General features: G+C 65.4%; 24 protein-coding genes and 1 tRNA gene. 24 read left to right on the forward strand and 1 reads right to left on the reverse strand.

The annotated features are described in order from the left end of the window. The first annotated feature begins 46 nt into the window (after positions 1 to 46). The 17 genes from CFB43_RS01910 (at position 47) to tatC (ending at position 11,986) form a co-directional block, all read left to right on the forward strand. Positions 47 to 286: a BolA family protein gene (locus tag CFB43_RS01910; RefSeq protein WP_006477131.1), complete on the forward strand. Its 240-nt coding sequence runs from the start codon at positions 47 to 49 to the stop codon at positions 284 to 286. 14 nt (positions 287 to 300) lie between these two features. After that, on the forward strand, positions 301 to 1,650 hold the full coding sequence (murA, locus tag CFB43_RS01915; protein WP_089493972.1) for a UDP-N-acetylglucosamine 1-carboxyvinyltransferase: 1,350 nt from the start codon (positions 301 to 303) through the stop codon (positions 1,648 to 1,650). After that, a complete protein-coding gene (gene hisG / locus CFB43_RS01920) occupies positions 1,647 to 2,300 on the forward strand; it encodes an ATP phosphoribosyltransferase (RefSeq protein ID WP_089493973.1) in 654 nt (217 codons plus the stop codon). The genes murA and hisG overlap by 4 nt, the downstream gene beginning before the upstream one ends. A 24-nt stretch (positions 2,301 to 2,324) precedes the next feature. Next, positions 2,325 to 3,641 (forward strand): histidinol dehydrogenase, encoded by a 1,317-nt coding sequence (gene hisD, locus CFB43_RS01925; RefSeq protein WP_089424335.1) that lies wholly within the window; start codon positions 2,325 to 2,327, stop codon positions 3,639 to 3,641. Between the two features lie 144 nt (positions 3,642 to 3,785). After that, positions 3,786 to 4,859 (forward strand): histidinol-phosphate transaminase, encoded by a 1,074-nt coding sequence (gene hisC / locus CFB43_RS01930; protein WP_089493974.1) that lies wholly within the window; start codon positions 3,786 to 3,788, stop codon positions 4,857 to 4,859. A 65-nt stretch (positions 4,860 to 4,924) separates the two neighbouring features. Next, entirely contained in the window at positions 4,925 to 5,512 is a 588-nt protein-coding gene (hisB, locus tag CFB43_RS01935) for an imidazoleglycerol-phosphate dehydratase HisB (RefSeq protein ID WP_011350728.1), read from the forward strand. Positions 5,513 to 5,578: 66 nt separating this feature from the next. Then, on the forward strand, positions 5,579 to 6,199 hold the full coding sequence (locus tag CFB43_RS01940) for a YchE family NAAT transporter (RefSeq protein WP_039366649.1): 621 nt from the start codon (positions 5,579 to 5,581) through the stop codon (positions 6,197 to 6,199). Then, positions 6,196 to 6,837: an imidazole glycerol phosphate synthase subunit HisH gene (gene hisH, locus CFB43_RS01945; RefSeq protein ID WP_089424337.1), complete on the forward strand. Its 642-nt coding sequence runs from the start codon at positions 6,196 to 6,198 to the stop codon at positions 6,835 to 6,837. Before CFB43_RS01940 ends, hisH begins: the two co-directional genes overlap by 4 nt. A 164-nt stretch (positions 6,838 to 7,001) precedes the next feature. After that, complete coding sequence (gene hisA, locus CFB43_RS01950) at positions 7,002 to 7,757, forward strand: 1-(5-phosphoribosyl)-5-[(5-phosphoribosylamino)methylideneamino]imidazole-4-carboxamide isomerase (protein WP_089472032.1); 756 nt, start codon at positions 7,002 to 7,004, stop codon at positions 7,755 to 7,757. Positions 7,758 to 7,864: 107 nt separating this feature from the next. Beyond that, positions 7,865 to 8,638: an imidazole glycerol phosphate synthase subunit HisF gene (gene hisF / locus CFB43_RS01955; RefSeq protein WP_011350732.1), complete on the forward strand. Its 774-nt coding sequence runs from the start codon at positions 7,865 to 7,867 to the stop codon at positions 8,636 to 8,638. Beyond that, positions 8,638 to 9,054, forward strand: coding sequence for a phosphoribosyl-AMP cyclohydrolase (gene hisI, locus CFB43_RS01960; protein ID WP_089493975.1), 417 nt, complete (start codon positions 8,638 to 8,640; stop codon positions 9,052 to 9,054). The genes hisF and hisI overlap by 1 nt, the downstream gene beginning before the upstream one ends. Next, positions 9,051 to 9,416, forward strand: coding sequence for a phosphoribosyl-ATP diphosphatase (locus CFB43_RS01965; protein ID WP_006485344.1), 366 nt, complete (start codon positions 9,051 to 9,053; stop codon positions 9,414 to 9,416). The genes hisI and CFB43_RS01965 overlap by 4 nt, the downstream gene beginning before the upstream one ends. A gap of 69 nt (positions 9,417 to 9,485) precedes the next feature. Next, entirely contained in the window at positions 9,486 to 9,878 is a 393-nt protein-coding gene (locus tag CFB43_RS01970) for a DUF4870 family protein (RefSeq protein ID WP_046544796.1), read from the forward strand. Between the two features lie 31 nt (positions 9,879 to 9,909). Then, positions 9,910 to 10,275 carry a histidine triad nucleotide-binding protein gene (locus CFB43_RS01975; protein WP_059491979.1) on the forward strand — a complete coding sequence of 122 codons (366 nt, stop codon included), beginning with the start codon at positions 9,910 to 9,912 and terminating at the stop codon, positions 10,273 to 10,275. A gap of 93 nt (positions 10,276 to 10,368) precedes the next feature. Further along, on the forward strand, positions 10,369 to 10,599 hold the full coding sequence (gene tatA / locus CFB43_RS01980; protein ID WP_021161850.1) for a Sec-independent protein translocase subunit TatA: 231 nt from the start codon (positions 10,369 to 10,371) through the stop codon (positions 10,597 to 10,599). 26 nt (positions 10,600 to 10,625) lie between these two features. After that, positions 10,626 to 11,156, forward strand: a complete 531-nt coding sequence (tatB, locus tag CFB43_RS01985) for a Sec-independent protein translocase protein TatB (protein WP_089493976.1) — start codon at positions 10,626 to 10,628, stop codon at positions 11,154 to 11,156. Positions 11,157 to 11,197: 41 nt separating this feature from the next. Continuing rightward, positions 11,198 to 11,986, forward strand: coding sequence for a twin-arginine translocase subunit TatC (tatC, locus tag CFB43_RS01990; protein WP_046544799.1), 789 nt, complete (start codon positions 11,198 to 11,200; stop codon positions 11,984 to 11,986). 212 nt (positions 11,987 to 12,198) lie between these two features. On the opposite strand, the gene CFB43_RS01995 is transcribed toward tatC, so the two are convergent. After that, complete coding sequence (locus CFB43_RS01995) at positions 12,199 to 13,404, reverse strand: Do family serine endopeptidase (protein WP_089493977.1); 1,206 nt, start codon at positions 13,402 to 13,404, stop codon at positions 12,199 to 12,201. 21 nt (positions 13,405 to 13,425) lie between these two features. On the opposite strand from CFB43_RS01995, the gene CFB43_RS02000 reads away from it, so the two are divergent. From CFB43_RS02000 to CFB43_RS02030, 7 genes are all read left to right on the forward strand, one after another. Then, positions 13,426 to 14,172: a Nif3-like dinuclear metal center hexameric protein gene (locus tag CFB43_RS02000; protein ID WP_089439076.1), complete on the forward strand. Its 747-nt coding sequence runs from the start codon at positions 13,426 to 13,428 to the stop codon at positions 14,170 to 14,172. Between the two features lie 218 nt (positions 14,173 to 14,390). Beyond that, positions 14,391 to 15,011, forward strand: coding sequence for a ubiquinol-cytochrome c reductase iron-sulfur subunit (gene petA / locus CFB43_RS02005; protein ID WP_039366620.1), 621 nt, complete (start codon positions 14,391 to 14,393; stop codon positions 15,009 to 15,011). Further along, positions 15,008 to 16,390 carry a cytochrome b gene (locus CFB43_RS02010; RefSeq protein WP_089493978.1) on the forward strand — a complete coding sequence of 461 codons (1,383 nt, stop codon included), beginning with the start codon at positions 15,008 to 15,010 and terminating at the stop codon, positions 16,388 to 16,390. The genes petA and CFB43_RS02010 overlap by 4 nt, the downstream gene beginning before the upstream one ends. A gap of 21 nt (positions 16,391 to 16,411) precedes the next feature. Continuing rightward, a complete protein-coding gene (locus tag CFB43_RS02015) occupies positions 16,412 to 17,170 on the forward strand; it encodes a cytochrome c1 (RefSeq protein WP_071335456.1) in 759 nt (252 codons plus the stop codon). A gap of 92 nt (positions 17,171 to 17,262) precedes the next feature. Beyond that, positions 17,263 to 17,874 (forward strand): glutathione S-transferase N-terminal domain-containing protein, encoded by a 612-nt coding sequence (locus CFB43_RS02020; RefSeq protein WP_006400565.1) that lies wholly within the window; start codon positions 17,263 to 17,265, stop codon positions 17,872 to 17,874. A gap of 71 nt (positions 17,875 to 17,945) precedes the next feature. Next, positions 17,946 to 18,473 carry a ClpXP protease specificity-enhancing factor gene (locus CFB43_RS02025; RefSeq protein ID WP_089493979.1) on the forward strand — a complete coding sequence of 176 codons (528 nt, stop codon included), beginning with the start codon at positions 17,946 to 17,948 and terminating at the stop codon, positions 18,471 to 18,473. An 18-nt stretch (positions 18,474 to 18,491) separates the two neighbouring features. Next, positions 18,492 to 18,567, forward strand: a tRNA-Thr gene (locus CFB43_RS02030). The last annotated feature ends 102 nt before the right edge of the window (positions 18,568 to 18,669 follow it).

Consider the following 18,669-nt stretch of genomic DNA (forward strand, 5'->3'; position numbering starts at 1 on the left):
CAGCGGCCGCCATCCGGGCGGCGCGCGCCGACAGGAGCCTTACACCATGTTGCCGACTCCCGAACAGGTCAAGCAATACATCGCCGGCGGTCTCGCCTGCACGCATCTGGAAGTCGAAGGCGACGGCCAGCATTTCTTCGCGACGATCGTGTCGGCGGCCTTCGAAGGCAAGCGGCCGATCCAGCGGCACCAGCTCGTCTATGCGGCGCTCGGCGACCGCATGAAACAGGAAATTCACGCGCTCAGCATGAAGACGCTGACGCCCGCCGAATGGCAGAACGCATAAACGGAAATCACTGAGTGCAAGTCACCGTCAACGAGCGCGACGCCGTCCAGAGCGTCGCCACGGCACACCCGGCCGCCAACGGGGAAGCGCATGGCCATGGGATGGACAAGCTCGTGATCGAAGGCGGCCACCGCCTGTCGGGCGAGATCGTCGTGTCGGGCGCGAAGAATGCCGCGCTGCCGATCCTGTGCGCGGGGCTGCTCACCGGTGACCCGGTCGATCTCGACAACGTGCCGAATCTCAAGGACGTGCGGACCACGCTGAAGGTGCTGAACCAGATGGGCGTGAAGAGCGAGACGGACGGCTGCCGCGTGCAGCTCGACGCGTCGCGCGTCGACAACCTCGTCGCGCCGTACGAGCTCGTGAAGACGATGCGCGCGTCGATCCTCGTGCTCGGGCCGCTGCTCGCGCGCTTCGGCGAGGCAAAGGTGTCGCTGCCGGGCGGCTGCGCGATCGGCGCGCGTCCGGTCGACCAGCACATCAAGGGCCTGCAGGCGATGGGCGCCGAGATCAGCATCGAGCACGGCTTCATCGAAGCCCGCGCGAAGCGCCTGAAGGGCGCGCGCATCGTGACCGACATGATCACGGTGACGGGCACGGAAAACCTGCTGATGGCCGCGACGCTCGCCGACGGCGAGACCGTGATCGAAAATGCCGCGCGCGAGCCGGAAGTGAGCGATCTCGCACACTTGCTGGTCGCGATGGGCGCGAAAATCGACGGCATCGGCACCGATCGCCTCGTGATCCAGGGCGTCGAGCGGCTGCACGGCGCGCGCCATTCGGTGATCCCCGACCGCATCGAGGCCGGCACGTTCCTGTGCGCGGTCGCGGCGGCCGGCGGTGACTTGATGCTGACGGGCGTGCGCCCGCACATTCTCGACGCGGTGATCGACAAGCTGCGCGAAGCCGGCGTGTCGATCGAGGAAGGCGACAGCTGGCTGCGCGTGAAGATGGACCGCCGCCCGTCGGCGGTGACGATCCGCACGTCGGAATATCCGGCGTTCCCGACCGACATGCAGGCGCAGTTCATGGCCCTCAATACGGTCGCGACGGGCACCGCGCAAGTCGTCGAAACCATTTTCGAGAACCGTTTCATGCACGTGCAGGAGCTGAACCGGCTCGGCGCGAACATCACGATCGACGGCAACACCGCGCTCGTGACGGGAGTCGAGAAGCTGTCGGGCGCGAACGTGATGGCGACCGACCTGCGCGCGTCGGCGAGCCTCGTGATCGCCGGGCTGCGTGCCGACGGCGAAACGCTGGTCGACCGCATCTATCACCTGGACCGCGGCTACGACCGCATGGAAGCCAAACTGACCGCCGTCGGCGCGAACGTGCGCCGCCTTTCCGGGAGCCAAGCATGACCGCGCCGCTGACCCTTGCCCTGTCGAAGGGCCGGATTTTCGAGGAAACCCTGCCGCTGCTGGCCGCGGCCGGCGTGCAGGTGACCGAGGATCCTGAAACGTCGCGCAAGCTGATCCTGCCGACGACGAACCCCGAGCTGCGCGTGATCATCGTGCGCGCGAGCGACGTGCCGACCTATGTCGAATACGGCGCGGCCGATTTCGGCGTGGCCGGCAAGGACGTGCTGGTCGAGCACGGCGGCTCGGGCCTGTACCAGCCGATCGATCTGAACATTGCGCGCTGCCGGATGTCGGTGGCCGTGTCGGCCGGTTTCGACTATGCGAGCGCCGTGCGCCAGGGCGCGCGCCTGCGCGTCGCGACGAAGTACGTCGAAACCGCCCGTGAGCACTTTGCCGCGAAGGGCGTGCACGTCGACCTGATCAAGCTATACGGCTCGATGGAACTGGCGCCGCTGGTCGGGCTGGCCGACGCGATCGTCGACCTCGTCAGCTCGGGCGGCACGCTGAAGGCGAACAATCTGGTCGAGGTCGAGGAGATCATGGCGATCTCGTCGCGCCTCGTCGTGAACCAGGCTGCGCTGAAGTTGAAGCGCACGGCGCTCAAGCCGATCCTCGACGCGTTCGAACGCGCGTCGCAGAATGGCGGTTGAGCGCATCACCGTAACGGAACTCCCATGTCCATCACCATCCGCAAGCTCGATTCGACGAGCGAAGGCTTCGGCGCCGAGCTGCGCGCGCTGCTCGCATTCGAGGCGAGCGAAGACGCGGCGATCGAGCAATCGGTCGCGCAGATCCTCGCCGACGTGAAGTCGCGCGGCGACGCCGCGGTGCTCGAGTACACGAACCGCTTCGACCGGCTGAGCGCGACGAGCGTCGCCGCGCTGGAGCTGCCGCAGGACGCGCTGCAGACGGCGCTCGACGGCCTCGCGCCGAAGGCGCGCGCGGCGCTGGAAGCCGCTGCCGCGCGGGTGCGTGCGTACCACGAGAAGCAGAAGATCGAGTGCGGCACGCACAGCTGGCAATACACGGAAAGTGATGGCACGGTGCTCGGCCAGAAGATCACGCCGCTCGACCGCGTCGGCCTGTACGTGCCGGGCGGCAAGGCCGCGTATCCGTCGTCGGTGCTGATGAACGCGATTCCCGCGCGCGTCGCGGGCGTCGGCGAGATCGTGATGGTCGTGCCGACCCCGGACGGCGTGAAGAACGACCTCGTGCTCGCCGCGGCGCTGCTCGGCGGCGTCGATCGCGTGTTCACGATCGGCGGTGCGCAGGCGGTCGGCGCGCTCGCCTACGGCACGGCGACGGTGCCGGCCGTCGACAAGATCTGCGGCCCCGGAAATGCGTACGTCGCGTCGGCGAAGCGCCGCGTGTTCGGCACGGTCGGCATCGACATGATCGCCGGGCCGTCGGAAATCCTCGTGCTGTGCGACGGCACGACCGACCCGAACTGGGTCGCGATGGATCTGTTCTCGCAGGCCGAGCACGACGAACTCGCGCAATCGATCCTGCTGTGCCCGGACGGCGCGTTCCTCGAGCGCGTCGCAAAGGCGATCGACGAGCTGCTGCCGTCGATGCCGCGCCAGGACGTGATCCGCGCGTCGCTCGAAGGCCGTGGCGCGCTGATCAAGGTGCGCGACATGGCCGAAGCCTGCCGGATCGCGAACGACATCGCGCCCGAGCACCTGGAAATTTCCGCGCTGGAGCCGCAGCAATGGGGCCAGCAGATCCGCCATGCGGGCGCGATCTTCCTCGGCCGCTACACGAGCGAGAGCCTCGGCGACTACTGCGCGGGCCCGAACCACGTGCTGCCGACGTCGCGCACCGCGCGCTTCTCGTCGCCGCTCGGCGTGTACGACTTCATCAAGCGCTCGAGCGTGATCGAGGTCAGCGCGGAAGGTGCGCAGACGCTCGGCGAGATCGCATCCGAGCTCGCGTACGGCGAGGGGCTGCAGGCGCACGCGAAGAGCGCCGAATTCCGGATGAAGAACTGACCGCACGCTGCTTGAGGCCGTGGCCGGCGCCGATGTGCCGCCCGGCCGGCCCCCGACGGTCGGGGCGGGAGACACCTGTGCAGGGCGGCAGCCGCCGCTTTGCCGACTTATTGACGCCGGCGCGACGTACGCCGGCTTGAGACCATGACGACGCCACAAGACATCATCCGCCGCGACGTGCTCGCGATGACGAGCTACCCGGTGCCGGACGCGAGCGGGTTCGTGAAACTCGACGCGATGGAGAACCCGTACCCGCTGCCCGAACCGCTCGCCGCGGCGCTCGGGGAGCGTCTCGCGCAGGTCGCGCTGAACCGCTACCCGGCGCCGCGCCCGGCCGCGCTGCTCGACAAGCTGCGCCATGCGATGGGCGTGCCGGCCGGCTGCGACGTGCTGCTCGGCAACGGCTCGGACGAAATCATCAGCATGATGTCGATGGCCTGTGCGAAGCCGGGCGCGAAGGTGCTCGCGCCGGTGCCGGGCTTCGTGATGTACGAACTGTCCGCAAAGCTCGCGCAGCTCGAATTCGTCGGCGTGCCGCTGAAGGCCGACCTGACGCTCGACGTCGACGCGATGCTCGCGGCTGTTGCCGAGCATCGTCCGGCGCTCGTCTATCTCGCGTACCCGAACAACCCGACCGGCACGCTGTACGACGATGCCGATATCGAACGGATCGTCGCGGCCGCGCGGCACAGCCTGGTCGTGATCGACGAGGCGTACCAGCCGTTCGCCGTGCGCTCGTGGCTGCCGCGCGCCGCCGAGTTCGACAACGTCGTCGTGATGCGCACGGTGTCGAAGCTCGGCCTCGCGGGCATCCGCCTCGGCTATCTGGTCGGTTCGCCCGCGTGGTTGACCGAATTCGACAAGGTGCGCCCGCCGTACAACATCAACGTGCTGACCCAGGCGACCGCCGATTTCCTGCTCGACCACCTCGACGTGCTGGACGCGCAGGCGGCCGACCTGCGGGCGGAACGCACGCGTCTCGCACGGGAAGTGGCCGCGCTGCCGGGCACGACGGTGTTCCCGAGCGCCGGCAATTTCCTGCTGGTGCGCGTGCCGGACGCGGCCGCCGTGTTCGACGCGCTGCTCACCGAGCGGGTGTTGGTCAAAAACGTGAGTAAAATGCATCCGTTGCTGGCTGAATGCGTGCGGCTGACCGTCGGTTCTCCCGACGAAAACGCGCGCCTGCTGGCCGCTTTGAAACTCGCGCTGCCCGGTTGAGCCTCTGGGCGCCGCAGCGCGAAACGATCAATCCCCATTTACATCGACTCAGTCAAGGAATTGCCATGCGTGTGGCGGAAGTCGTTCGCAATACCAGCGAAACGCAGATCCGTGTGAAGCTCAATCTCGACGGCACGGGCCAGCAGAAGCTGGCCACCGGCGTGCCGTTCCTCGACCATATGCTCGATCAGATCGCTCGACACGGTCTGGTCGATCTCGAGGTTGAAGCGCATGGCGATACGCATATCGACGACCACCACACGGTCGAGGATGTCGGCATCACGCTCGGTCAGGCCGTCGCGAAGGCGATCGGCGACCGCAAGGGCATCCGCCGCTACGGGCATTCGTACGTGCCGCTCGACGAGGCGCTGTCGCGCGTCGTGATCGACTTCTCCGGCCGGCCGGGCCTCGAATTCCACGTGCCGTTCACGCGGGCGCGGATCGGCACGTTCGACGTCGACCTGTCGATCGAATTCTTCCGCGGTTTCGTGAACCACGCGGGCGTCACGCTGCACATCGACAACCTGCGCGGGATCAACGCGCACCATCAGCTCGAAACGGTGTTCAAGGCCTTCGGCCGCGCGCTGCGCGCGGCGGTGGAGCTGGACGAGCGTGCGGCGGGGCAGATTCCGTCGACGAAGGGCAGTCTCTGAACCTGAACTGACCGGACGGCGCGTCAAGGACAACCTCACGGCTTCGGCGCGCGGCGCCGGCTTGCGATGGATCTGCTCAAATCGTTCATATCGCTGCTGGCGCTGATCAACCCGGTCGGCGCGGTGCCGTTCTTCCTGAGCCTGACGGCGCAGCAGACGGATGCCGAGCGGCGGCGCACGATCCGGATCGCGTCGGTGTCGGTGTTCTGCGTGATCACGGTGACGACGCTGCTCGGGCAGCAGATCATCGACTTCTTCGGCATTTCGGTCGGGTCGCTCGAAGTGGGCGGCGGGATCATCATGCTGCTGATGGCGATCAACATGCTGAACGCGCAGATCGGCAACACGCGATCGACGCCGGAGGAGCGCCACGAGGCCGAGCTGAAGGACAACATCGCGGTCGTGCCGCTGGCGATTCCGCTGCTCACGGGCCCCGGCTCGATCAGCACGGTGATCATCTATGCGGCGAACTCGCATCACTGGTATGAGCGGGCCGGGCTGGTCGCGATCGGCGCGGTCCTGGCTTTTCTGTGTTTCGTCGCGATGCGGCTCGCCGAGCCGATCGCGAACTGGATCGGCCGCACGGGCATCAACATCGCCACGCGGCTGATGGGTCTGATGCTGTCGGCGCTGGCGGTGGAATTCATCGTCAATGGACTGAGGGCGCTACTGCCTGCACTGAGATGAAAACTTCGATTGCGATTGTGGATTATGGGATGGGCAACCTGCGCTCGGTCGCGCAGGCGCTCAAGAAGGCCGAACCGGCCGCCGACGTGGCGATCGTCGACACGCCGGCCGCGATCCGCGCGGCCGACCGTGTCGTGCTGCCCGGCCAGGGCGCGATGCCCGACTGCATGCGCAGCCTCGGCGAGTCGGGCCTGCAGGAGGCCGTGATCGAGGCCTCGCGCACCAAGCCGCTGCTCGGCGTGTGCGTCGGCGAGCAGATGCTGTTCGACTGGAGCGCGGAAGGCGACACGAAGGGCCTCGGCCTGTTGCCCGGCAAGGTCGTGCGTTTCGCGCTCGACGGCCGGCTGCAGGACGACGGCTCGCGCTTCAAGGTGCCGCAGATGGGCTGGAACCGCGTGCGCCAGGCGCAGCCGCACCCGCTGTGGGACGGCGTGCCCGACGACGCGTATTTCTACTTCGTGCACAGTTATTACGTGACGCCGGACAACCCGGCGCATACGGTTGGCGAAACGGCCTACGGCGCGCCGTTTACGTCCGCGGTCGCGCGGGACAACCTCTTCGCGACCCAATTCCACCCGGAGAAAAGCGCGGAGGTCGGATTGCGTCTGTATCGCAACTTCGTACACTGGAAACCGTGAAACGTGGTGCGCGAGCCACAGTCGATCTGGCCGAACGGCCTGTCGCACGGCGCGCTCGCGCCTAAGCGCCGAAAGAGTTGTACTAAACTAGCGAGACGGCGCGGTACCGGATTGGCCGGTACGCGCCGGATTCTTTTCTTTTTCCACGACGACACCCGATTGCTATGTTGCTGATTCCGGCCATCGACCTCAAAGACGGTCAGTGTGTGCGCCTCAAACAGGGCGATATGGACCAGGCCACGATTTTTTCCGAGGACCCGGCGGCGATGGCCCGCAAGTGGGTCGATCTCGGCGCCCGGCGGCTCCATCTCGTCGACCTGAACGGCGCGTTCGCCGGCAAGCCGAAGAATCTCGAGGCGATCGAAGCGATCCTCGACGAGGTCGGCGATGAAATTCCCGTCCAGCTCGGCGGCGGCATCCGCAGCCTCGAGACGATCGAGAAGTATCTCGACGCCGGCCTGTCGTACGTGATCATCGGTACGGCCGCCGTGAAGAACCCCGGCTTCCTGCAGGACGCGTGCACCGCGTTCTCCGGCAACATCATCGTCGGCCTGGATGCGAAGGACGGCAAGGTCGCGACCGACGGCTGGAGCAAGCTGACCGGCCACGAAGTGATCGACCTTGCGCGCAAGTTCGAGGACTACGGCGTCGAATCGATCGTCTACACGGACATCGGCCGCGACGGGATGCTGCAGGGCATCAACATCGAGGCGACCGTGAAGCTCGCGCAGGCAGTCGGCATCCCCGTGATCGCCAGCGGCGGCCTGTCGAACCTCACGGACATCGAGAACCTGTGCGAAGTCGAGGAGCACGGCGTCGAAGGCGTGATCTGCGGCCGTGCGATCTACTCCGGCGATCTCGATTTCGCGGCCGCGCAAAGGCGCGCGGACGAACTGAACGGCGAACTCGACAACGCATAAACGCGGTTGTCCCGCTCGCCGGGGCTGCCTGCAGGCGGCCCCGACCGGAAGCCTCGCGCGAGGCTTTCCGCAACCGGCCGTCCCATCGCGGCATTTGGCGCAACATCATGGCTCTAGCTAAACGCATCATCCCCTGCCTGGACGTGACTGCCGGGCGTGTCGTCAAGGGCGTCAACTTCGTCGAGCTGCGCGACGCCGGCGATCCTGTCGAGATCGCACGCCGCTACGACGACCAGGGCGCCGACGAACTGACGTTCCTCGACATCACCGCGACGTCCGACCAGCGCGACCTGATCCTGCCGATCATCGAAGCCGTCGCGTCGCAGGTCTTCATTCCGCTGACCGTCGGCGGCGGCGTGCGCGCCGTCGAGGACGTGCGGCGCCTGCTGAACGCGGGCGCGGACAAGGTCAGCATGAATTCGTCGGCGGTCGCGAACCCGCAGCTCGTGCGCGACGCGGCCGACAAGTACGGCTCGCAGTGCATCGTCGTCGCGATCGACGCGAAGCGCGTGTCGGCCGATGGCGAGACGCCGCGCTGGGAAGTCTTTACGCACGGCGGCCGCAAGAATACGGGCCTCGACGCGATCGAATGGGCGCGCAAGATGGCCGAGCTCGGCGCGGGCGAGATCCTGCTCACGAGCATGGACCGCGACGGCACCAAGTCGGGCTTCGACCTCGCGCTCACGCGCGGCGTGTCGGACGCGGTGCCGGTGCCGGTGATCGCATCGGGCGGCGTCGGTTCGCTGCAGCACCTGGCCGACGGCATCAAGGACGGCCGCGCCGACGCGGTGCTGGCCGCGAGTATCTTCCACTACGGCGAGCACACGGTCGGCGAGGCGAAGCGCTTCATGGCCGACCAAGGCATCCCGGTGAGGCTGTGATGAATACGGAAACGAATGCATTGCCCGCGTGGCTCGACAAGGTCCGCTGGGACGACAACGGCCTCGTGCCGGTGATCGCGCAGGAAGCGTCGACGAACGACGTGCTGATGTTCGCGTGGATGAACCGCGAGGCACTGGCGAAGACGATCGAGACGCAGCGCGCGGTCTACTATTCGCGCTCGCGCAAGCGCCTGTGGTTCAAGGGCGAGGAGTCGGGCCACGTGCAGCACGTGCACGAGATACGGCTCGACTGCGACGAGGACGTCGTGCTGCTGAAGGTCGAGCAGGTGTCCGGCATCGCGTGCCACACTGGCCGGCATTCGTGCTTCTTCCAGAAATTCGAAGGCACCGTCGACAGCGGCGATTGGGTCGCGGTCGAACCGGTGCTGAAAGATCCCGAACACATCTACAAATGACGCAATCGACCGAAGACACGCTGCTGCGCCTCGCGGCCGTGATCGATAGCCGCAAGGGCGGCGATCCCGATCAATCGTACGTATCGCGCCTGTTCCACAAGGGCGACGACGCGGTGCTGAAGAAGATCGGCGAAGAGGCGACGGAAGTCGTGCTGGCCGCGAAGGACGTGCGCCAGGGCGGCGCGCCGACCGCGCTCGTCGGCGAGGTGGCCGACCTGTGGTTCCACTGCCTCGTGATGCTGTCGCATTTCGACCTGAGCCCGGCCGACGTGATCGCCGAGCTCGAGCGCCGCGAAGGTCTGTCGGGTATCGAGGAGAAGGCCCTGCGCAAGCGTCGCGAGCGCGAGGAAAACGGCGGTTGACAGGCCCTTGTCGCGGGATGGCCACAGTGCGGTAAGCTGTAAGAATTGTCATCTAACGGGGGTAGCATCATGACCGATACGCCAAGCCAGTTTCCGCCGCCGTCGGTGCCGGGGGCCGCGGACGCCGAGCGCCTGAACGGGCTGCGCACGCTGACTCACGTGCTCTACGGCCTCTATGCGTTTCATTGGCTGACGGGCGGCGTCACGGGCATCATCGCGATCATCATCAACTACGTGAAGCGCGACGATGTGGCCGGCACGCCGTATGCGGCCCACTTCGAGTGGCAGATCCGCACGTTCTGGCGCGCGCTGATCGCGTATGTGATCGGGTTCGCGCTGATGTTCGTGGTGGTCGGATTCGCAGTGATGTTTGTCACATGGATCTGGACGCTGTACCGTATCATCAAGGGTTGGCTGTACCTGAACGACAACAAGCCGCTCGATCCGCAGGCCTGGTTCTGACCGGCCGCGCTCGGGCGTCTGCAGGAGCAACATGAGTCACGATCCGAATTGCCTGTTCTGCAAGATCGCGGCAGGCGAGATCCCGAGCACGAAGGTGCACGAGGATGACGAATTCGTCGCGTTCCGCGACATCCGCCCGGCGGCCGAGACCCACGTGCTCGTGATTCCGCGCCAGCATCTGCCGACGCTGTCGGCGGCGAGCGACGCCGATGCACCGATGCTCGGCCGGCTGATGCTGCTCGTCTCGCGTCTCGCCGGCCAGCTCGGCGTCGCGTATACGGGCGGCGAAACCGGTTTCCGTACGGTGATCAACACGGGCCCGGGCGGCGGGCAGGAGGTCTACCACCTGCACGCGCATATCCTGGCCGGCCCGCGCCCCTGGCAGCGGATGGGTTGACGGCGCGGGGCGTTTCCCCGCATCGATGGTCGAAGCCGGCGCGTTGCCGGCGATTTACGCCGCATCGCGGCGTGGTTGAGGAGAGGTTTCATCATGGGTGGATTGAGCATTTGGCACTGGCTGATCGTGCTGCTGATCGTCGCGCTGGTTTTCGGTACGAAGAAGCTGCGCAACATCGGCAACGATCTCGGCAGCGCCGTGAAGGGTTTCAAGGACGGCATGAAGGACGGCGAAGCACCGGCGGACGCGCAGCAACTGCCGCGCTCGGGCTCGGTCGACGTCAACGCGAAGGAAACGACGCGTTCCGACTCGAACAAGGCGTAACGCCGGTACGCTGACAGGCATTCGCGATGCTGGATCTCGGTCTTTCGAAGATGGCGCTGATCGGCGTCGTCGCGCTCGTGGTGCTCGGCCCCGAGCGCCTGCCGCGCGTTGCGCGCACGGCAGGCGCGCTGTTCGGCCGTGCGCAGCGGTACATCAACGACGTGAAGGCCGAGGTCTCGCGCGAAATCGAACTCGACGCGTTGCGCACGATGAAGACCGATTTCGAGTCGGCCGCGCGCAATGTCGAGACGACGATTCACGACAACCTGCGTGAGCACGAGAAGGACCTGAACGACACGTGGCATTCCGCGGTCGGCGGTCTCAACGAAGCGGCGGGCGACGCCGGTTCGACGGGTTCCGATACGCCCGCCATGCCGTCGTGGCGCGGCAGTTCGGCCGCGCTCGCGCCGAAGCGCCGCAACTGGCGCGTCAAGCAGGCGGCTGCGCCTGCCTGGTACAAGCGCGCGACCACCCGCCGTACCCACGTGCAGTCGGGCGCCGCGCGTGTCGCGCGTCACCAGCCGGCCAGCCTGCGCCGGCCGACGCGCTTCTTCTGAGCCGAGCGCATGCTCGCTCGTCAATCCTACCGAGGGCCGGTGTGAGCGACCCCCAGCAGAACCCGGGCGACGCCCCGGAAGAAACCTTCATTTCCCATCTCGTCGAGCTTCGCGATCGCATCATTCGCGCGGGCGCGGCCGTGATCGTCGTGTTCCTCGGGCTCGTCTACTGGGCGCCCGACATCTTCCGGCTGCTCGCGCGGCCGCTGATGGAGAACCTGCCGAAGGACGGCAAGATGATCGTCACCGACGTCACCGGCTCGTTCTTCGTGCCGATGAAGGTCACGATGCTCGTCGCGCTCGTGATCGCGCTGCCGATCGTGCTGTACCAGATCTGGGCGTTCGTCGCGCCCGGGCTGTACCAGCACGAGAAGAAGCTCGTCGCGCCGCTCGTCGGCAGCAGCTACCTGCTGTTCCTGTGCGGGATGGCATTTGCGTACTTCCTCGTGTTTCCGACGATCTTCCGCGTGATGGCGCACTACAACGCGCCGCTCGGCGCGGAAATGACCACCGACATCGACAACTACCTGAGCTTCGTGCTCGGGATGTTCATCGCGTTCGGGGTCACGTTCGAGGTGCCGATCGTCGTCGTGCTGCTCGTCCGGATGGGCGTGCTGTCGCTGAAGAAGCTGAAGGAGATGCGTCCGTACGTGATCGTCGGCGCGTTCGTCGTCGCGGCGGTCGTCACACCGCCGGACGTGTTCTCGCAACTGATGCTCGCCTTGCCGCTGGTCGTGCTGTTCGAGATCGGGCTGCTGGCGGCGCGGTTCTTCGTGCCGAAGAAGCCCGCCGAGGAAGGCGAGGCGGAGAACGGCGAAGCCGCCAGTTGACGGCAACGCGCCGGGCGGCGCGTCGGTGGCCGGACTTCCGGGCGCCGGGCTTGAGCGAAACCCGGTAGCGTAGTCGGTCGGAAAGCGGAGGGCGGGGCCATCTGCCCGGCAACACGGGTCTTTCGATACAAAGCAAAAGGGCAGCCAACCGGCTGCCCTTTGTCATTCCCCGACGGTGTCCGGGCATGCGGCGGTGCGCCGCTCGCCCGACGTCACTCGGTATCGCTGTCCTGCTCGTCGAGCGCCTGCTTCGGCGGCGGCGGGCGCTTGCCGATCACCACGTTCAGGTCGAACGCCTTGCCCTTGCGCACGACGTGCACCTTGGTCGCCGTGCCGGGCTTGATTTGCGCGACGGTGTTCAGCAGCTTCGTGGTGTCGGTGATCTCGTCGCCATTGACCGAGATCAGGATGTCGCCCGGCTTGATGCCGGCCTTGTCGGCCGGGCCGCCCTGCAGCACGCCGGCGACGATCGCGCCCGATTTCTGCGTCAGCCCGAACGACTCGGCGATCTCCGGCGTGACGTCTTGCGGCTCGACGCCGATCCAGCCGCGCGTGACCGAGCCCGTCGTGATGATGCTTTCCAGCACCGTGCGCGCGGTCGATACGGGGATCGCGAAGCCGATGCCGAGCGAGCCGCCCGAACGCGAGTAGATCGCGGTGTTGATGCCGAGCAGGTTGCCGTTCACGTCGACCAGCGCGCCGCCCGAGTTGCCGGGGTTGATCGGCGCATCGGTCTGGATGAAGTTTTCGAACGTGTTGATGCCGAGGTGGTTGCGGCCCAGCGCGCTGATGATCCCCATCGTGACCGTCTGGCCGACGCCGAACGGGTTGCCGATCGCGAGCACGACGTCGCCGACCCGCGACTGGTCGGAGCGGCCGAGCGTGATCGTCGGCAGGTTCGTCATGTTGATTTTCAGCACGGCGAGATCGGTTTCGGGATCGCTGCCGATCACCTTCGCGGTGCCCGTGCGCCCGTCGGCGAGCGCGACTTCGATCTGGTCGGCGCCGTCCACGACGTGCTGGTTCGTTAGAATGTAACCTTCAGGGCTCACGATAACGCCCGAGCCAAGGTTGGCGGCCGGTTCGTCCTGCTGCTTGCGGGCGTTGCGGTCGCCGAAGAAGTAGCGGAACAGCGGATCTTTCGCGCGCGGGTCGGGCGGCAGCGAGCCGTCCTTGCTGGAGAACACGTTGACGACGGCCGGCATCGCCTTTTGCGCGGCTTCGGCGTACGACGTGGTCGCCGGTGCGCCGCCGATGCCCGGCGCGACTTCCCGCAGCGCGACGATCGGCGTGGCGAGCTGCTTGCCGAGCTGTCCTTGCCGTTGCAGCCATTGCGGCTTGAGCGTCACGACGATGAACATCAGCGCGAGCAGCACGGTAACCGCCTGCGCGAAGAACAGCCAGAAGCGTCTAAGCATCTGAATGGATTAGAGGTTTATATGGATCGGATCGAACTTGAATTGTACTTGAACAATACCCTTGAAACCGCGCGCTTCAAGGACTATTGCCCGAATGGCCTCCAGGTCGAGGGGCGCCGCAAGATCGACAAGATCGCTACCGGCGTGACGGCGTCGGTCGCGTTTCTCGAAGCCGCGCTCGAATGGGGGGCGGATGCCGTGCTGGTCCATCACGGCTATTTCTGGCGCAACGAGCCCCCGCAGATCACGGGCCGCAGGTATCAGCGCCTGAAGCTGCTGCTCGCGAACGACCTGAATCTGTTCGCGTTCCACCTGCCGCTCGACGCGCATCCCGAATTCGGCAACAACGCGCAGCTCGGCGACCGGCTCGGCCTGATCGGCGAGCAGCGGTTCGGCGAAGGCGACCTCGGCTGGATGGCGACGCTGCCGATGCCCGTCACGCTCGAGCACTTCGTCGCGAAGGTCGAGCGCACGCTCGGCCGCACGCCGCTCGTGCTCGGCGATCCGGACATGCAGCTGCGCCGCATCGCGTGGTGCACGGGCGCCGCGCAGAGCTATTTCGACGCGGCGATCGACGCCGGCGCGGACGTGTTCCTGACGGGCGAGGTGTCCGAATACGTGACGCACACGGCTGCCGAGAGCGGTGTCGCGTTCGTTGCGGCAGGGCACCATGCGACCGAGCGCTACGGAATCCAGGCACTTGGCGCCCACTTGTCCGAAGAATTCGATATCGAACACCTTTTTATCGATATCCATAACCCGGTCTGAATGCCGGATTTGCGGCAGCGCATCGAAATTTCGCAATGTAGCGGATGCTTAAAAGTGAAATGATTTAATCGCTCCGATAGTGGGGGAAAACCCTTAACTATCAATCACTTCGAAGGGATTTTCATCTCCGGGCCTTGTAAATGGCGACTCCATTCGCGCAAACTAGCGGCGGAATGAAAAGTCGTGACGGAAAATCCAACTCAGAAGTGGGGCGTGTGATGCGAGACAAGGAAGAGAAACGCGTCGACAGCGGCCGCCGTACCTGGCTGATTGCGACATCCGTAGCAGGTGGCGTGGGAGGCGTAGCCACCGTCATACCTTTCGCGGCGTCGCTTGCGCCGTCCGCGAAAGCGAAAGCGGCCGGTGCACCGGTCGAAGTCGACATCAGCGGGCTGAAGCCCGGTGAAATGGTGACCGTGCCGTGGCGCGGCAAGCCGGTGTGGATCCTGAACCGCACCGACGCGATGCTGGCCGACGTGGTCAAGGCCGACAAGGAAGTGGCCGATCCGACCACCGAAAAGCCCTATACGATGCCGTTGCCCGCGTATTGCGCGAACGAATATCGCGCGCGGGCCGATCGCAAGAACATTCTCGTCGTGATGGCCGTGTGTACGCACCTCGGCTGCACGCCAAGCCAACGCTTCACGCCGGGTCCGCAGCCGAACCTGCCGGACGACTGGCCGGGCGGTTTCCTCTGCCCGTGCCATGGTTCGACCTACGACCTCGCCGGCCGTGTGTTCAAGAACAAACCGGCGCCTCAGAATCTCGACATCCCGCCCTACATGTTCACGTCGGCAACGACCCTCGTGATCGGCAAGGACGAGAAAGGAGAAGCGTGATGGCCGACAACAAGGAAGTCTCCACGACAGGTCTCACCGGCTGGATCGATCAGCGCTTCCCGCTCACGTCCACCTGGAAGAAGCACGTTTCCGAGTACTACGCGCCGAAGAACTTCAACTTCTGGTACTTCTTCGGCTCCCTCGCGCTGCTGGTGCTGGTCAACCAGATCGTCACCGGCATCTTCCTGACGATGAACTACAAGCCCGACTCGACGCTCGCGTTCGCGTCGGTCGAGTACATCATGCGCGAGGTGCCGTGGGGCTGGCTGATCCGCTACATGCACTCCACGGGCGCGTCGATGTTCTTCGTGGTCGTCTACCTGCACATGTTCCGCGGGCTGCTCTACGGGTCATACCGCAAGCCGCGCGAACTCGTGTGGATCTTCGGCTGCGCGATCTTCCTGTGCCTGATGGCCGAGGCGTTCTTCGGCTACCTGCTGCCGTGGGGCCAGATGTCGTTCTGGGGCGCGCAGGTGATCGTGAACCTGTTCTCGGCGATCCCGTTCGTCGGCCCCGACCTGTCGCTGTGGATTCGCGGCGACTACGTCGTGTCGGACGTCACGCTGAACCGCTTCTTCGCGTTCCACGTGATCGCGATTCCGCTCGTGCTGGTCGGCCTCGTGATCGCGCACCTCGTCGCGCTGCACGAAGTGGGTTCGAACAACCCGGACGGCATCGAGATCAAGGCGAAGAAGGACGAGAACGGCGTGCCGCTCGACGGCATCCCGTTCCATCCGTACTACTCGGTGCACGATTTCCTCGGCGTGTGCGGGTTCCTGATGGTGTTCGCGCTGATCGTGTTCTTCTCGCCGGAGATGGGCGGCTACTTCCTCGAGGCGAACAACTTCGTCCCGGCGAACCCGCTGCAGACGCCGCCCGAGATCGCGCCGGTCTGGTACTTCACCGCGTTCTACGCGATGCTGCGCGCGACCACCGACCCGTTCAAGATCGTCCTGATGATCGTGATCGCGCTGCTCGGCGTGCTCGCGCTGATCCGCGCGCGCGGCAAGTGGAAGGTCGGCCTGCCGGTGCTGGCCGCGGCGATCGTCGTGTTCATGTACCTGACGGAGTCGAAGTTCTGGGGCGTCGTCGTGATGGGTTCCGCGGTGGTCTCGCTGTTCTTCCTGCCGTGGCTCGACCGCAGCCCGGTGAAGTCGATCCGCTACCGGCCGCTATTCCACAAGGTGTTCCTCGGGATCTTCGTCGTGGCGTTCCTGACCCTCGGGTTCCTCGGCACGCGGCCGCCATCGCCGGCCTCGACGCTGATCGCGCAGGCCTGTGCGCTGATCTACTTCGCGTTCTTCCTCGGCATGCCCGTCTGGACGCCGCTTGGCACGTTCAAGCAGCCGCCGGAGCGGGTGCGCTTCAAGCCCCATTAACGTGAGCGAGGAGAGAACGACATGAAGAAACTGCTTTCGACACTCGCGCTGATCGGGGCGACCGCGTGTGCGCTGCTGGCGGCGCCGGCGGTTCGGGCGGAGGGTAATTTTCCGCTCGACCGGGCGCCCGATAACACGGAAAATCTCGTTTCGCTTCAGCACGGCGCGCAATTGTTTGTAAACTATTGCCTGAACTGCCACAGCGCGAACCTGATGCGCTACAACCGTCTGACGGATCTGGGCATATCCCAGAAGGAGATCGAAAAGAATCTCCTGTTCACGACCGACAAGGTCGGCAACACGATGTCCGTCGCGATGCGGCCCGAAGACGCGAAGAACTGGCTCGGCACCTCGCCGCCCGACCTGTCGGTCGAGGAGCGTGCGCGCGGCCGCGACTGGCTGTATACGTATCTGCGGAGCTTCTACCGCGACGATACACGGCCGAGCGGCTGGAACAACGCGGTGTTCGAGAACGTCGGCATGCCTCATGTACTGTGGCAGCTGCAGGGGCAGCGCACCGCCAAATTCGAAGACAAGACGGACGAGGAGACGGGCGAGAAGGTCCATACGCTCGTCGGCTTCCAGCAGGTCACACCGGGGACACTGTCCGCGGTGGATTATGATTCTGCGGTTGCCGACCTGGTGGCGTACATGACCTGGATGTCCGAGCCGGCTCAGCAGACCCGCAAACGCCTCGGCGTATGGGTGCTGATCTTTCTCGGTGTCCTGACTTTCCTGGCCTGGCGGCTCAATGCCGCGTACTGGAAAGATATCAAGTAATCACGCCTGACCGGCGTGGGGCCGGCGCAAGGTGGAACCCCGGAAGGGGTTCGCCGCGTGCCGGCCCTCGGCTTTTTTGAGGAAACGCAAACATGATGGTTCTGTATTCCGGCACAACTTGCCCGTTCTCCCAGCGTTGCCGGCTGGTGCTGTTCGAGAAGGGCATGGACTTCGAAATCCGTGACGTCGACCTGTTCAACAAGCCGGAAGACATTTCGGTGATGAACCCGTACGGTCAGGTGCCGATCCTGGTCGAGCGCGACCTGATCCTGTACGAATCGAACATCATCAACGAGTACATCGACGAGCGCTTCCCGCATCCGCAACTGATGCCGGCCGACCCCGTGCAGCGCGCACGTGCACGCCTGTTCCTGCTCAACTTCGAGAAGGAACTGTTCGTCCACGTCAGCACGCTCGAGAACGAGAAGGGCAAGGCAGCGGAGAAGAACCACGAGAAGGCACGCCTCGCGATCCGCGATCGCCTGACGCAGCTCGCGCCGATCTTCGTGAAGAACAAGTACATGCTCGGCGAGGAGTTCTCGATGCTCGACGTCGCGATCGCACCGCTGCTGTGGCGTCTGGATCACTACGGCATCGAGCTGTCGAAGAACGCGGCGCCGCTGATGAAGTACGCCGAGCGGATCTTCAGCCGTCCGGCCTACATCGAAGCACTGACGCCGTCCGAAAAGGTCATGCGTCGTTGATGGTGCAATGAGTGCATGACGGAGAGGGCGGCGCGGCGTGCCGCGCCCCCGCTCCGGGTTCGAGGATTGTGATGCAAGAGATTTCAACGAAGCCTTATCTGCTGCGCGCGTTGTACGAGTGGTGCACCGATAACGGTTACACGCCGCATATCGCGGTGAGGGTCGACAACTCGACGCGCGTACCGCGTCAGTTCGTGCGTGACGGCGAGATCGTGCTCAACATCAGCTTCGAGGCGACGAGCCAGTTGCAGATGGGCAACGAGTGGATCGAGTTCACGGCCCGGTTCTCCGGGAAGGCGCACAAGATCGAGATTCCGGTTGCCAACGTGCTCGCGATCTATGCGCGCGAGAACGGGCAGGGCATGGCGTTCCAGGTCGATGCGGTTGCGGGTGAAGGCGCGGATTCGGGTGCGTTCGATGATGAAGCCGTGGAGGCGGATGAGGCGCAGCGCGACGAATCGCCTGCCGTATTGACGCCGGTGGCCGACAGCGGCGCGAACGAGGAACCCTCCGAAGGCGCCGACGAACCGCCGAAAACCGACGGCGATGGCGACGGTTCAAAAGGTGGCAGCAGACCTCGCCTCAAGATCGTGAAATGAGGTAGAATCTCGCGCTACGCCGGCTTAGCTCATCTGGTAGAGCAGTTGATTTGTAATCATCAGGTGGCGGGTTCGAGTCCTGCAGCCGGCACCAAATTGAACGAAGGGCCGGGAGGTTTTGCCTCCCGGCCCTTTGTCGTTTCTGCGTTCACTTTCCCGGCTCGCGCGTTGTCGCTGGTTCCGTGCGGCGACATGT

Origin of the sequence: Burkholderia sp. AU15512, from assembly GCF_002223325.1 — a bacterium.
GTDB lineage: Bacteria > Pseudomonadota > Gammaproteobacteria > Burkholderiales > Burkholderiaceae > Burkholderia.

What these genes read in the sequence shown, in the direction of transcription:
- CFB43_RS01910 (WP_006477131.1), top strand. Translation starts at nt 47, where the DNA reads ATGTTGCCGACTCCCGAACAGGTCAAGCAATACATCGCCGGCGGTCTC.
- hisG (WP_089493973.1), top strand. Translation starts at nt 1,647, where the DNA reads ATGACCGCGCCGCTGACCCTTGCCCTGTCGAAGGGCCGGATTTTCGAG.
- hisD (WP_089424335.1), top strand. Translation starts at nt 2,325, where the DNA reads ATGTCCATCACCATCCGCAAGCTCGATTCGACGAGCGAAGGCTTCGGC.
- hisC (WP_089493974.1), top strand. Translation starts at nt 3,786, where the DNA reads ATGACGACGCCACAAGACATCATCCGCCGCGACGTGCTCGCGATGACG.
- hisB (WP_011350728.1), top strand. Translation starts at nt 4,925, where the DNA reads ATGCGTGTGGCGGAAGTCGTTCGCAATACCAGCGAAACGCAGATCCGT.
- CFB43_RS01940 (WP_039366649.1), top strand. Translation starts at nt 5,579, where the DNA reads ATGGATCTGCTCAAATCGTTCATATCGCTGCTGGCGCTGATCAACCCG.
- hisH (WP_089424337.1), top strand. Translation starts at nt 6,196, where the DNA reads ATGAAAACTTCGATTGCGATTGTGGATTATGGGATGGGCAACCTGCGC.
- hisA (WP_089472032.1), top strand. Translation starts at nt 7,002, where the DNA reads ATGTTGCTGATTCCGGCCATCGACCTCAAAGACGGTCAGTGTGTGCGC.
- hisF (WP_011350732.1), top strand. Translation starts at nt 7,865, where the DNA reads ATGGCTCTAGCTAAACGCATCATCCCCTGCCTGGACGTGACTGCCGGG.
- hisI (WP_089493975.1), top strand. Translation starts at nt 8,638, where the DNA reads ATGAATACGGAAACGAATGCATTGCCCGCGTGGCTCGACAAGGTCCGC.
- CFB43_RS01965 (WP_006485344.1), top strand. Translation starts at nt 9,051, where the DNA reads ATGACGCAATCGACCGAAGACACGCTGCTGCGCCTCGCGGCCGTGATC.
- CFB43_RS01970 (WP_046544796.1), top strand. Translation starts at nt 9,486, where the DNA reads ATGACCGATACGCCAAGCCAGTTTCCGCCGCCGTCGGTGCCGGGGGCC.
- CFB43_RS01975 (WP_059491979.1), top strand. Translation starts at nt 9,910, where the DNA reads ATGAGTCACGATCCGAATTGCCTGTTCTGCAAGATCGCGGCAGGCGAG.
- tatA (WP_021161850.1), top strand. Translation starts at nt 10,369, where the DNA reads ATGGGTGGATTGAGCATTTGGCACTGGCTGATCGTGCTGCTGATCGTC.
- tatB (WP_089493976.1), top strand. Translation starts at nt 10,626, where the DNA reads ATGCTGGATCTCGGTCTTTCGAAGATGGCGCTGATCGGCGTCGTCGCG.
- CFB43_RS01995 (WP_089493977.1), bottom strand. Translation starts at nt 13,404, where the DNA reads ATGCTTAGACGCTTCTGGCTGTTCTTCGCGCAGGCGGTTACCGTGCTG.
- CFB43_RS02000 (WP_089439076.1), top strand. Translation starts at nt 13,426, where the DNA reads ATGGATCGGATCGAACTTGAATTGTACTTGAACAATACCCTTGAAACC.
- petA (WP_039366620.1), top strand. Translation starts at nt 14,391, where the DNA reads ATGCGAGACAAGGAAGAGAAACGCGTCGACAGCGGCCGCCGTACCTGG.
- CFB43_RS02015 (WP_071335456.1), top strand. Translation starts at nt 16,412, where the DNA reads ATGAAGAAACTGCTTTCGACACTCGCGCTGATCGGGGCGACCGCGTGT.
- CFB43_RS02020 (WP_006400565.1), top strand. Translation starts at nt 17,263, where the DNA reads ATGATGGTTCTGTATTCCGGCACAACTTGCCCGTTCTCCCAGCGTTGC.
- CFB43_RS02025 (WP_089493979.1), top strand. Translation starts at nt 17,946, where the DNA reads ATGCAAGAGATTTCAACGAAGCCTTATCTGCTGCGCGCGTTGTACGAG.